The organism is Scandinavium sp. (assembly GCF_032012665.1).
Taxonomy (GTDB): domain Bacteria; phylum Pseudomonadota; class Gammaproteobacteria; order Enterobacterales; family Enterobacteriaceae; genus Scandinavium.
Window position 1 is genome coordinate 198,639 of the sequence record NZ_DALZVG010000004.1, and the last position, 12,940, is coordinate 211,578.

General features: G+C 56.7%; 12 protein-coding genes. 6 read left to right on the plus strand and 6 right to left on the minus strand.

Annotation, left to right across the window (positions count from 1 at the left end):
* Nucleotide 1: 1 nt before the first annotated feature.
* Complete coding sequence (gene minE, locus RTU33_RS05765; RefSeq protein ID WP_312625917.1) at nucleotides 2–271, plus strand: cell division topological specificity factor MinE; 270 nt, start codon at nucleotides 2–4, stop codon at nucleotides 269–271.
* A gap of 227 nt (nucleotides 272–498) precedes the next feature.
* On the opposite strand, the gene rnd is transcribed toward minE, so the two are convergent.
* The 5 genes from rnd to RTU33_RS05790 all read right to left on the minus strand — a co-directional run bounded on the left by rnd (nucleotide 499) and on the right by RTU33_RS05790 (nucleotide 6,906).
* Nucleotides 499–1,626 (minus strand): ribonuclease D, encoded by a 1,128-nt coding sequence (rnd, locus tag RTU33_RS05770; protein ID WP_312625918.1) that lies wholly within the window; start codon nucleotides 1,624–1,626, stop codon nucleotides 499–501.
* 73 nt (nucleotides 1,627–1,699) lie between these two features.
* Nucleotides 1,700–3,385, minus strand: a complete 1,686-nt coding sequence (gene fadD, locus RTU33_RS05775; protein ID WP_312625919.1) for a long-chain-fatty-acid--CoA ligase FadD — start codon at nucleotides 3,383–3,385, stop codon at nucleotides 1,700–1,702.
* A 215-nt stretch (nucleotides 3,386–3,600) separates the two neighbouring features.
* On the minus strand, nucleotides 3,601–4,191 hold the full coding sequence (locus RTU33_RS05780; RefSeq protein WP_312625920.1) for a Slp family lipoprotein: 591 nt from the start codon (nucleotides 4,189–4,191) through the stop codon (nucleotides 3,601–3,603).
* A gap of 41 nt (nucleotides 4,192–4,232) precedes the next feature.
* Complete coding sequence (gene tsaB / locus RTU33_RS05785; RefSeq protein ID WP_312625921.1) at nucleotides 4,233–4,928, minus strand: tRNA (adenosine(37)-N6)-threonylcarbamoyltransferase complex dimerization subunit type 1 TsaB; 696 nt, start codon at nucleotides 4,926–4,928, stop codon at nucleotides 4,233–4,235.
* A 67-nt stretch (nucleotides 4,929–4,995) separates the two neighbouring features.
* Nucleotides 4,996–6,906, minus strand: coding sequence for an ATP-dependent DNA helicase (locus tag RTU33_RS05790; protein WP_312625922.1), 1,911 nt, complete (start codon nucleotides 6,904–6,906; stop codon nucleotides 4,996–4,998).
* Nucleotides 6,907–7,037: 131 nt separating this feature from the next.
* On the opposite strand from RTU33_RS05790, the gene RTU33_RS05795 reads away from it, so the two are divergent.
* Complete coding sequence (locus RTU33_RS05795) at nucleotides 7,038–7,382, plus strand: RidA family protein (RefSeq protein WP_312625924.1); 345 nt, start codon at nucleotides 7,038–7,040, stop codon at nucleotides 7,380–7,382.
* A 91-nt stretch (nucleotides 7,383–7,473) separates the two neighbouring features.
* On the opposite strand, the gene RTU33_RS05800 is transcribed toward RTU33_RS05795, so the two are convergent.
* Complete coding sequence (locus RTU33_RS05800; protein WP_312625925.1) at nucleotides 7,474–7,653, minus strand: YoaH family protein; 180 nt, start codon at nucleotides 7,651–7,653, stop codon at nucleotides 7,474–7,476.
* 86 nt (nucleotides 7,654–7,739) lie between these two features.
* Here RTU33_RS05800 and pabB point away from each other — a divergent pair, with 86 nt between their 5' ends.
* The 4 genes from pabB to RTU33_RS05820 all read left to right on the plus strand — a co-directional run bounded on the left by pabB (nucleotide 7,740) and on the right by RTU33_RS05820 (nucleotide 12,937).
* Complete coding sequence (gene pabB / locus RTU33_RS05805) at nucleotides 7,740–9,095, plus strand: aminodeoxychorismate synthase component 1 (protein WP_312625926.1); 1,356 nt, start codon at nucleotides 7,740–7,742, stop codon at nucleotides 9,093–9,095.
* 3 nt (nucleotides 9,096–9,098) lie between these two features.
* Entirely contained in the window at nucleotides 9,099–9,677 is a 579-nt protein-coding gene (locus RTU33_RS05810; protein ID WP_312625927.1) for a CoA pyrophosphatase, read from the plus strand.
* Nucleotides 9,678–9,851: 174 nt separating this feature from the next.
* Nucleotides 9,852–11,216, plus strand: a complete 1,365-nt coding sequence (gene sdaA, locus RTU33_RS05815; protein WP_312625928.1) for an L-serine ammonia-lyase — start codon at nucleotides 9,852–9,854, stop codon at nucleotides 11,214–11,216.
* Nucleotides 11,217–11,344: 128 nt separating this feature from the next.
* Nucleotides 11,345–12,937 (plus strand): EAL domain-containing protein, encoded by a 1,593-nt coding sequence (locus RTU33_RS05820; RefSeq protein WP_312625929.1) that lies wholly within the window; start codon nucleotides 11,345–11,347, stop codon nucleotides 12,935–12,937.
* Nucleotides 12,938–12,940: the final 3 nt, after the last annotated feature.

Consider the following 12,940-nt stretch of genomic DNA (forward strand, 5'->3'; position numbering starts at 1 on the left):
TATGGCATTACTCGACTTTTTTCTCTCACGAAAAAAGAACACCGCCAACATCGCGAAAGAACGTTTACAGATTATCGTCGCGGAACGCCGCCGCAGTGATGCAGAGCCACACTATCTGCCGCAGCTGCGTAAAGACATCCTGGAAGTGATCTGCAAATACATTCAGATTGACCCGGAAATGGTGACCGTTCAGCTGGAGCAAAAAGACGGGGATATCTCGATTCTTGAGCTCAACGTGACGCTTCCTGAAACGGAAGAGTCTAAGTCCTGATGTGAAAACCCGCTTCGGCGGGTTTTTTATTGGATTCTGTATCCGGATCATTCCCCGGTGGCGCTTTGCTTATCGGGGCTACAGTCTCGGCCATAAACCGCAGGGCGGGCAAACGCAGCCCCCCGGCAATTGGTACAACTCTGTGGCCTGATACCCTCTTCCCTGCCCTTTCCCACAGGGAGAAGGGGCAAACACGAAAGCGCTTTTCTGAAAAAAGCACTGACTGTTTACCTGGGATAATTCGCCAGCAGCGCATTCAGGCGATCGGCCATCATTTCCCCACGCCAGCCCGCCACCAGCTCCGGCAAACCGTTTTGCGGCTTTAGCTTCCAGTGCCAGTTCAGCAGCTGGTTAATCTGGCGACGGGAAGCCAGCAGCTCCGCGCTGACGCCCTTCTCTTTGCTGACATCCTGCACCAGCGCTTTGATCTCTTTAAACAGCGTTCGGTAGCCCGGCATATCCATCAGGTTCAGCAGCGGCTCAGGGAGTGCCTCTTCCGGCAACGCTTTGGCCTTCTCAACCAGGCTCAGCAGCGTTTTACCGTGGAAGCGAATTTCACTGCCTGAAAGCCCAAGGCTGTCGAGTTCGCCCATACTACCCGGCATGTAGCGAGCCACGCTCCAGAGATGCTCTTCACGTACCACGAAATTGACTGCCATATTACGCTCGCGGGCTTTACGCAGACGCCAGTCTGCCAGAAGCTGTAAACACGCCAGCTGGCGGGTACGCAGCTGCCAGGCGTTGGTGATATCGCGCCAGGCGTCCGCCGGATCAACCACTTCCTGACGGCGCTGCTGCATCAGGCGGCATTCGTCGAGTGCCGCGGGCAGCCAGCCGCTGGAGTCAGCTTCCGCCAGCAGTTTTTTAGCAATCGGCAACAGATACCAGACATCCGCCGCCGCATAGTCGCACTGGCGCTCGGTCAACGGACGCGCCAGCCAGTCGGTGCGGGACTCGCTTTTATCGAGCGCAATGCCGGTGTACTCCTCAACCATCGCCGCAAAACCCCACGACAGCGGGCGGCCGCTGAATGCCGCCAGAATCTGGGTATCAATAAGCGGTTCCGGTAATTCTCCAAAAGTATTCAGAAACACTTCAAGATCTTCACTGCCGGCATGCAAATATTTGGTGACCGTTTTCTCACGCATCAACGCTTTGAACGGTGCCCAGTCGGTGATGGTCAGCGGGTCGATCAGCACCACCGTCTTGCCGTCGAACATCTGAATCAGGCCCAGCTGCGGATAATAGGTACGGGTGCGGACAAATTCGGTGTCCAGCGCAATGGCGGGTACGTTGCGGGCCTCATCACAGGCGGTCCTGAGCGCAGCGTCCTCGGTGATCATCTGATAATTCAATCTGTATTCTCTATGGTTTGCGCCCATAAAAAACGCCGGCTTAACCGGCGTCTGAAGGCGACTCACGCGTAGTTCAGGCTTTATTGTCCACTTTAGCGCGCGCTTCGTCACGCAGTTCTCGTCGCAAAATTTTTCCAACGTTCGATTTTGGCAGCTCATCACGGAACTCAACCAGCTTCGGCACCTTGTATCCGGTCAGATGACGGCGGCAGAAGGTGATCAGTGCCTCATCGGTCAACGACGGGTCTTTTTTCACCACGAAGATCTTCACCGCTTCGCCACTGCTGCCGGACGGTACACCAACGGCGGCCACTTCCTGCACGCCGGAGTGCTGCATCACCACGTCTTCGATCTCATTTGGATAAACGTTGAAGCCGGACACCAGAATCATGTCTTTTTTACGATCGACAATCTTCAGGAAGCCCTCTTCGTCCATCACTGCGATGTCACCCGTATGCAGCCAGCCGTCTTTGATGATTTCATCGGTGGCATCCGGGCGCTGCCAGTAGCCCAGCATCACCTGCGGTCCTTTGACGCAAAGTTCACCCGGTTCGCCCGGTGGCACTTCGTTATTATCGTCGTCCACCAGCTTCACTTCCGTGGACGGCACCGGCAGGCCAATGCTGCCGCTGTGATAATCAATATCGTGCGGGTTAACGCTCACCAGCGGCGCGCACTCGGTCAGGCCATAGCCTTCCAGCAGATAGCGGCCGGTCAGTTTAACCCAACGTTCGGCCACCGCCTGCTGTACCGGCATCCCGCCGCCTGCGGAGAGACGCAGCGAGGAGAAATCGAGCTGCTGAAACTCTTTGTTATTCAGCAGCGCGTTAAACAGCGTATTCACACCGGTCATCGCGGTGAACGGGTATTTTGCCAGCTCTTTCACCAGACCCGGAATATCACGCGGGTTGGTAATAAGCAGGTTTTGTCCACCGAGTTCAATAAACAGCAGGCAGTTCATGGTCAGCGCAAAAATGTGGTACAGCGGCAACGCGGTGACTACCAGCTCTTTGCCCGGCTGGAACAGCGGACCGTAGGTAGCATGTACCTGCGCGAGGTTCGCCAGCATGTTGCGATGTGTCAGCATTGCGCCCTTCGCCACGCCGGTGGTGCCGCCCGTGTATTGCAGGAATGCCAGATCTTCCGTCACCACTTCCGGTTTGATGTACTGCATTCGGTAGCCCTGCTGGAGGGCACGGCGGAAGGAGATGGCGTCCGGCAGATGGTACTTCGGCACCAGGCGTTTAACGTATTTGACGACAAAGTTAACCAACGTGCCTTTTGCCGTGGAGAGCTGGTCGCCCATGCGCGTAAGAATAACGTGCCGAACCTGGGTTTTCCCGACCACTTTTTCCAGGGTATGGGCAAAGTTGGAGACGATCACAATCGCGCTGGCGCCGCTGTCGTTGAGCTGATGCTCCAGTTCACGTGGCGTATACAGCGGGTTGACGTTCACCACGATCATGCCGGCACGTAAAATACCGAACAGCGCAACGGGATATTGCAGCAGATTGGGCATCATCAGCGCGACGCGGTCGCCCTTTTTCAGCCCCAGGCCCTGCTGGAGATAAGCGGCGAAGGCGCGGCTGCGCTCCTCGAGCTTGCGGAAGGTCATGACTTCACCCATGTTCACGAACGCGGGCTGATCGGCGAAACGAGTTGTCGCCTGTTCAAACAGATCTACCAGGGATTGATAGCGGTCAGGATCGATCTCCGCCGGGACATCGGCGGGATAACGGTTAAGCCAAACCTTTTTCAATGCATCACCTCTGAAATGAGAATTCGTCGTCATCACAACCCCTGTTAATAAACAAGTCGTTAACAACATATTAACTTATCGTACCAGTTTATTAATTAATCGGATTTAAGGTTGCGAAGCGCGTCACTATTTATTTTTCTTATGAACGGGAGTCCTGCCCGACAAAAAGAAACAGCGGACCAGCCGCTGTCTCAAAACGATTTAAAAACAATGAATTATTCAGTAACGATGGTCTGCACCTGCGCCGGGCCCGGATTATACCAGCCCCAGCCGCCGTAGCCGTAACCACAGCGATGGTGATAGCAGCCGCCGCCCCAGTAGGGGTCAATCGGCTGAGGTGGCATCACGACCTGCTGCGTCACGCGCCAGCGCTTATAGCCGTTCGCCTGCATCACCATGTAAGTGTATTCCGTGTCGCCAATTTTACCCTTCGCGGTGCCGGTAATCGGTCCGACGACGGTGACCAGCTGATTGCGGAAATCAACCGGGTCGAGGAAGCCGTTTACGTCCGCATAAATACGGCCACGGGAAGGGGTTCCCAGGCCCGGGCGCGCGCCTTCATCGAGCGGCACGGTGGCAATTTCCAGACGGGTTTTACCGGTCTCGTTTTTAACATTCACCACTTTGCCACCGAAGCGGGCTTCCTGGCCGACATAAAGCTGCGGCGCAGCCATTACGCGAACCAAATCCTGCTGTGGCGTCGGGCTCGTGCCCTTGATTTCATCCGGTACCGACACGCATCCACTTAGCGCGGCAATGACCAGCCCAGCCAGTAACCCACGTACTACCTGTTTGCGACTCGCCATGATGAGACTCCTTTATTTCTCAGTGCTTATGTCACTAAGATTCATTCCCGACCGGGAAGTTTCTTCCACGCCACTTCATTACGTAAATAAACAGGTTCAGCCTGTTCGACGGCAACAGTTTTGTGCGCGGCGAAAAGCTGACAAGCCAGCGGCAACATGTCTTCTGCTTCCGGCAACAGCGTATCGCCGTTTACCCGCGTCACAGGGGTGTCATTCGCCATATCCGGCCAGGCCTGCCAGCCTGTACCCACTGTAGCCCACTCGCCGTCAAGCTGCTTCAACCGGGCGTTAACGGCTTCAGGTTTCAGCACGGCTTCGGTCGCTTCGCCGTGCCAGACGCCTTGTTCATCACGCTGATACTCGGCCCAGTAGACTTCACCCATGCGGGCGTCAATGGCAGCCAGCACGCGGGTTGCCCCCGTTTTACGGAATGCACCCTGCGCCATAGTCGCCAACGTCGACACGCCAATCATCGGCAAATTTGCACCCAGCGCCAGTCCCTGGGCGATGCCGATACCGATACGGACGCCGGTGAAGCTGCCTGGCCCACGGCCAAACGCCAGGGCGTCGAGGTCGGTCAGGGCAGTAGCGGTTTCGGTGAGAATATCCTGCACCAGCGGCAGAATACGTTGAGTGTGTTCGCGGGGGCAAAGCTCGAAGTGAGCCGTGGTGGCACCGTCATTCCACAAAGCCGCAGAACAGGCTTCTGTGGCGGTATCAATAGCCAGAATTCGCATAGGACGTCGCGCTCTCGCAATAGCGGGTCAACAAAATGGCGCGCATCTTATCACAGTTCGCCGCAAATTACCCCACAGAGAGACCGGCGAGAAAACGCACGGCCCGGCTGATATCGCGGGTGCGCGGGGTCGGTGGCAGGCTGGATAAGAACACCGCGCCGTAGGGGCGCATCACCAGGCGGTTATCGCAGATGACCAGTACGCCGCGGTCGTCAATATCGCGGATAAGGCGCCCGACGCCCTGCTTGAGGGTAATCACCGCATCCGGAAGCTGCACATCATCGAACGGATCGCCGCCCCGCAGACGGCAATCTTCCATTCGCGCTTTCAGCAGCGGATCTTCCGGCGAGGTAAACGGCAGTTTGTCGATGATCACCAGCGACAGCGCATCGCCGCGTACGTCCACCCCTTCCCAGAAGCTGCTGGTCGCCACCAGCAGGGCATTCCCCGCGCTGACGAACTGCTGTAAAAGCTGACCCTTGCTGGTTTCCCCCTGCAACAGCACAGGCAGATCGAGTATTGAACGGAACTGTTCAGCAAGGTCACGCATCATGGCGTGCGAGGTGCAGAGCATAAAGCAGCGGCCGTTGTTGGCCTCAATCATCGGACGCAGCATCGCCGCCAGCTGTTTCGCACCGCCGGGCTGATTAGGCAGCGGCAAATTTCGCGGCACGCAGAGCAGCGCCTGTTTTTCGTAATCAAACGGGCTCGGCAACAGCAGAGATTCAGCCTCATCAATCCCCAGGCGCGCCGTGAAATGGTGCAGATCGTCGTTTACCGACAGGGTTGCCGAGGTGAAGATCCAGCTCCCCTCTTTCTGCGCCATCACTTCTTTGAATTTATCGGCCACCGTGAGCGGCGTGAGCGCCAGGGTGAAATGCCGGGACGTACACTCATACCAGTAGCTGTAGCCCGGCTGGTTAATCTCTTTCAGTCGCTTGAGGCGGGCGCGGTACAGCGTGGCTCGCTCAAAGGCGGCGTCGAGCAGGGCCGAACGGCCAAGTGAGAGTTTTGCCACGTCATAGCAGAGCTCAAGCGCATCATCGAGCAGCAGCAGTGCGCGTTGAATGCCGCTATCTGCCAGCAGTTCACGCAGGTTGCCGCGATAGCCCGGTTCGCCGAGCTGCAGGCGGAAATCCTGCGTCGCCTGGGCCAGACGATCGGCACATTTTTGCAGCTGCTGGGTGTCTTTCACTTCGGTGCGGTAAGCGATAGTGATGTCTTTCGCCATGTCGAGCAGCTGACGGCTGGAGAGCGACTGACCGAAATACTGGCTGGCGATGTCCGGCAGCTGATGGGCTTCATCGAAAATCATCACTTCCGCTTCGGGAATCAGTTCACCAAAGCCCCCCTCTTTCACCACCATGTCGGCGAGGAAGAGATGATGGTTGACCACCACCACGTCGGCATCCATCGCCTTTTTACGCGCTTTGACCACAAAGCAATCTTTATACAGTGGGCAGTCGCTGCCGAGGCAGTTGTCGTTGGTACTGGTCACCAGCGGCCACGCCTGGGAATCTTCCGCCACGCTGACGCAAGTGCTGATGTCGCCGTCTTCGGTCTGGTTCGCCCAACTTCGCAGAATAATGACGTCGCTCAGCGTCTGGACGGGGAGATCGCCCCCGGCAATCGCCTGCTGTTCGAGACGCTCAAGGCACAGGTAGTTGGAGCGGCCTTTCAGCAGGGCCAGCCTGCCGGTAAATTTCAGGGCTTTGGCGACGGTTGGCAGATCGCGGCTGTAGAGCTGATCCTGTAGCGCTTTAGAGCCAGTGGAGATAATGACCTTCTTCTTTGCGCGCAGCGCAGGGGCCAGATAGGCGTAGGTTTTGCCCGTGCCGGTACCCGCTTCCACCACCAGCGGACGCGTTTCTTTGATGGCCTCCGCCACTGCCTGCGCCATCTGACGCTGCGGTTCACGCGGTTTAAAACCGGGTATCGCTTTGGCTAACTGCCCGTCTGTTGCAAAATCGTCCGTCACACTGCCCCCTGTAAATCTGGACAGTGATTATGTCAGCGCGGGGCGAGTTGTACCAGCCTGAAGGATGACGTGATGTCGACATTGTGGCAATCTTGCGGGCGTTTGAAGGAAAACCGACGAAGGAAACTAAGATGACAATCGTACGAATTGATGCCGAAGCCCGCTGGTCTGACGTGGTGATCCACAACCAGACTCTCTACTACACCGGCGTGCCGGAAAATCTCGACGCCGATGCGTTCGAACAGACCGCCAATACCCTGGCGCAGATTGATGCGATTCTGGAAAAACAGGGCAGCGATAAATCACGCATTCTGGATGCGACCATTTTTCTCGCCGATAAAGCGGATTTCGCTGCAATGAACAAGGCCTGGGACGCGTGGGTGGCTGCCGGGCATGCGCCAGTGCGCTGCACCGTGCAGGCCGGGCTGATGAAGCCACAGTATAAGGTTGAGATTAAGATTGTTGCTGCGGTTTGATGACGCTGTTGCCCGGTGGCGGCTCTGCCTTACCGGGCCTACACAACACGCAGGCCTGTGCAAGCACAGCGCCGCCAGGCAATCCATCCAACTACTCGTCTTCGTCCTCAAAGCGCGCCACTATCCGCTCACCGGTGTGGCTGGCGCGTAGCTCTTCGGCCACTAACGTAATTGCCTGTCCGCTACTCATCCCCTGAGACATTAACTCCTGGATACGTTCGACCGCTTTCTGCTGCTGGTCGTGACTCAGTGAAGGTAATCCTGCAAACATGGTGAACTCCTGATACATTGTGGGCGCTTATTATTTCATGCCGCCTGCACATTAGCCAGCGGGCGGCGTCAGATGGATTGAGGTCGATGTTGTCCCCTGCTGTGATTACGCTGCCCTGGCGTGCCGACGCCGCTGAACACTATTTCACTCCCCTTTCCGCTCAGCCCTGGGCGATGCTGCTGCACTCAGGGTTTGCCGAACACGCTCATAACCGGTTTGATATTCTCGTTGCCGATCCGGTTGTCACGCTGGTAACGCGAGGAGCACTCACGCTGATTACCCACGATGGAGAGCAAACAGAGTCGCCAGCCGATCCGTTAGCGTTGTTAAAACAGACGCTGGCAGCCTGCGAATTACCGGTTGCCTCACATCCCGAGCACCCCTTCCAGGGCGGCGCGCTGGGCCTGTTCGGCTACGATCTTGGCCGACGTTTCGAAACGCTGCCTGAAAGCGCAGAGGCTGATATTCACGTGCCGGACATGGCCGTCGGCATTTATCGCTGGGCGCTGATTGTCGATCATCAGCGTCAGAGCGTGTCGCTGCTGAGTCACGATGACCCTCATGCCCGCTTCAAATGGCTTGAAGCACAGCAAGTCACCGATGCTAAACCGTTTACATTGACCTCGGCCTGGCGCTCAAACATGACGCGCGAAGCCTACGGCGAGAAATTTCGCCAGGTACAAGCGTATCTGCAAAGCGGCGACTGTTATCAGGTCAATCTGGCACAGCGCTTTGAAGCCCGTTATTCCGGTGACGAATGGCAGGCGTTTTGCCGGCTCAATCAGGCCAACCGGGCGCCATTCAGCGCCTTTATTCGCCTGAAGGAGAGTGCCATTCTGAGCCTTTCCCCTGAGCGCTTTATTCAGCTTGAAGGTCAGCAAATTCAGACACGCCCCATCAAAGGCACGCTGCCGCGCCAGGCCGATCCCGGTGCAGATGCTGAGCAGGCTGAAAAACTTCGCTCATCGCCAAAAGATCGGGCCGAAAACCTGATGATTGTCGATTTGATGCGCAACGATATTGGCCGCGTGGCGGTACCCGGTAGCGTGCGAGTACCGGAGCTCTTCGTGGTTGAGCCGTTCCCGGCAGTGCATCATCTGGTGAGTACAATTACCGCCAAACTGCCGGAATCGCTCCACGCCACCGATCTGCTGCGCGCGGCGTTTCCCGGCGGCTCCATCACCGGCGCGCCTAAGGTCCGGGCGATGGAAATCATCGATGAACTCGAGCCCCATCGCCGCAATGCCTGGTGTGGCAGCATTGGCTATATCAGCCTGTGCGGCAATATGGACACCAGCATCACCATTCGTACACTGACGGCAACAGGCGGCAGAATCGTCTGTTCCGCGGGCGGCGGCATTGTGGCTGACAGCGACGAGCAGGCGGAATATCAGGAAACTTTTGATAAAGTGAACCGCATTTTGCAGCAACTGGAGTCGTAACCGATGGCACACCCGGACCTTAAGCTTGACGATTTTATCTCCCGCTTTCAGCTTCTGCGCCCACAGCCAACGAAAGCCTCGCTAAATCAGCGCAAAGCCGCGGTGCTGATCCCAATAGTGCGTCGTGAGGTACCGGGCCTGCTGCTGACCAAACGCTCCTCGCAGCTGCGCAAGCATGCCGGACAGGTTGCCTTTCCCGGCGGAGCCGTTGACAGCGGTGACGCCTCCCTGATCGCAGCTGCCCTGCGCGAGGCGCAGGAAGAAGTGGCAATTCCCCCGGAATCGGTTGAAATCCTTGGCGTACTGCCACCCGTAGACAGCGTGACGGGGTTTCAGGTGACCCCCGTCGTCGGCATTATTCCGCCCGATTTGCACTATCACGCCAGCGTCGATGAAGTTTCTGCCGTCTTCGAAATGCCGCTGGCCGAAGCCCTGCGCCTTGGGCGCTATCATCCGCTCGATATCCACCGTCGCGGTAACTCACATCGCGTCTGGCTCTCCTGGTATCAGCATTATTTTGTCTGGGGAATGACCGCCGGGATTATTCGTGAGCTGGCCGTACAAATTGGCATGAAACCTTAACTATACTGTGGATAACGGCTTATGCGATCCACCCCACGCTATTAGTAAAATCGGGGTGAAGCATTAGTTTAATTCATGTGAATAGTTAAGCTGCATTACCGGTTCCCTCTTACACTATGCGCAGTTATTACATCGTTATCGGAGCTTTCCGGTAACCCTGTCAGGAGTGTTAAAGTGATTAGTCTATTCGACATGTTCAAGGTGGGGATTGGCCCCTCATCTTCCCATACTGTTGGCCCAATGAAGGCCGGGAAGCAGTTCGTCGATGATCTGGTCGAAAAGGGAATGATCGATGACGTGACCCGCGTAGCGGTTGACGTTTATGGTTCACTGTCATTGACCGGTAAAGGCCACCATACTGATATCGCCATCATTATGGGTCTGGCGGGCAACATGCCGGACACCGTAGATATCGACGCTATTCCGGCGTTTATTCGCGACGTGGAAACCCGCGGACGTCTGCTGCTGGCGAACGGTCGCCGCGAAGTTGATTTTCCGCAGGACGACGGCATGCGCTTTCGAAGTGACAACCTTTCGCTGCATGAGAACGGCATGTCCATTCACGCTTTCGCGGGCGATAAGGTTATCTACAGCAAAACCTACTATTCCATCGGCGGCGGTTTTATCGTCGACGAAGAGCATTTCGGCAAGGATACCAGCGGTGATGTCACCGTGCCTTACCCGTTCAACTCCGCCAAAGAGATGCTCGACTACTGCAAAGAAACCGGCCTGTCGCTCTCCGGCATGGTGATGCAGAACGAACTGGCGCTACACAGTAAGAAAGAGATTGAAGACTATTTTGCGAACGTGTGGCAGACCATGCAGGCCTGTATCGATCGCGGTCTGAATACGGAAGGCGTGTTGCCTGGCCCGCTGCGCGTACCGCGTCGCGCCGCTGCACTGCGCCGTATGCTGGTGAGCCAGGACAAGACTAACAGCGATCCGATGACGGTGGTCGACTGGGTCAATATGTTCGCGCTGGCGGTGAACGAAGAAAATGCCGCCGGTGGCCGCGTAGTAACGGCCCCGACCAACGGCGCCTGCGGCATCGTTCCGGCCGTGCTGGCTTATTACGATCACTTTATCGAACCCGTCAGCCCGGAAAGCTATATTCGCTACTTCCTGGCCTCCGGAGCGATCGGTGCCCTGTACAAGATGAACGCCTCTATTTCTGGTGCTGAAGTTGGCTGTCAGGGTGAAGTGGGCGTCGCTTGCTCAATGGCCGCTGCAGGTCTGGCCGAGCTGCTGGGTGCCAGCCCTGAACAGGTTTGCGTGGCGGCTGAAATCGGGATGGAACACAACCTCGGCCTGACGTGCGACCCGGTTGCCGGGCAGGTTCAGGTGCCGTGCATCGAACGTAACGCCATCGCCTCCGTGAAGGCAATTAACGCCGCGCGTATGGCAATGCGCCGTACGAGTGAGCCGCGCGTTTCGCTCGATAAGGTCATCGAAACCATGTACGAAACCGGCAAAGACATGAACGCCAAATACCGCGAAACGTCGCGGGGCGGCCTGGCCATCAAAGTACAGTGTGACTAATCCCTCCTCGCCCATCTCCTACAGATGGGCGATTTTTTTACCCTCCCCTCTTTTTTTATCCGCAGAGCACTACACTTGCTCTGTTGACGCTAACAATTGAGTTGGCGGTCGCCGAGTGAGCGTCAGTCATGCATACAGCCCAGAATCTGATTAAGGGATACCGCCGCAAGCGAATCATCATCTCTCTGATGGTGGCGCTGATCGTTTTGCTGCTGACGTTTGGCCTGCGATTTATTTCACAGCGCGACTTAAATCAGCTGCGCATTGATGCATACGCACGTCATGCCGTAGACAGCTTCGACAAGATTTTGATGCCGATTGCAGGCAAACGCCATGAGCTGGTCAGCCTCGTCGGTCAGCCCTGCGACAACGTTCATCTGCCGCTTCGTAAACAGGCGGCAGCCATGCAAACGCTGCGTTCCATTGCGCTGGTTAAATCCGGCGTTCTCTATTGCTCCAGCGTGTTTGGCGACCGGGACGTCGTCCTGCGTCAGCGCCAGCTTTCGCTGCCCGATCCGCAACCCAGACTGCTGCTGGCAACGGATGAAACGCTGCTTAAAAACTCCCCTATTCTTATTCAGTGGTATCCCGCCTCGCAGGACGGCGAAGATGGCGTCATGCTGACTATCAATATTCATCTGCTGAGCTCGCTGCTGCTGGAACCCCAGGAGCCGATAATCCGTCGGGTGGTAGTGTCCGTTGGACACCGCTATTACAGCGAATCACAGGGCATCAGCGACACGTTTCGGCTGGCCGATGACGAGCAGATGGTCACACGTCAGTCTGAACTTTTTCCTTTCAGCATCAGCGTGACCACGCCCGGTGCGGGCATGCTCGCACTTGAAGACCTTCCTTCCCAGGCGCCGCTGGCGGTGATCCTTGCCCTGCTTTTGAGTTCCGTAGCATGGATTGCCACCGCCGGACGGCTCAGCTTTACCCGTGAAATCATCCATGGCATGGCACAGCGCGAATTTGAGCTTTATTGCCAGCCGCAGCTGGATACCCGTAGCCAGCAGTGCACCGGCGTGGAAATTCTGCTGCGCTGGAAAAACCCACGTCTTGGCTGGATTTCACCAGAGGTTTTTATTCCTGTCGCCGAACGCGAGAACCTCATTGCACCACTGACCCGCTATGTGTTCGTGGAAACGATTCGTCAGATCGATTATTTTCCGGCCGACCCGCAGTTTCATATCAGTATTAACGTCGCCTCCAGCCATTTTTTGCAAGGGGTGCTGCTGCGCGACGTGAACCAGTACTGGTTTACCGCTCATCCCAAACAACAGCTGGTTCTGGAAGTTACCGAACGTGACAGCCTGCAGGGCGTTGATTACCGACTTGTACGCGAGCTACACCGCAAAGGCGTGCGTCTGGCGATCGACGATTTTGGCACCGGGAACAGCGCCCTGTCGTGGCTGGAACAGCTGCGCCCCGACATCCTCAAAATCGATAAATCCTTTACCAACGCGATTGGCACCGATGCGGTGAATTCCACGGTAACGGATATTATTATTTCGCTCGGCCAACGCCTGAATATCGAGCTGGTAGCAGAAGGTGTGGAAACGCCGCAGCAGGCACATTATCTGCGTCTGCACGGCGTGCATGTTTTACAAGGATATCTTTATGCGAAGCCCATGCCGCTGGCGGAGTTTCCGCACTGGCTGGCAGGCGGAACTCCGCCGCCGAAGGAGCATAACGGGCATGTGCTGCCCGTTATTCTTTGAGGA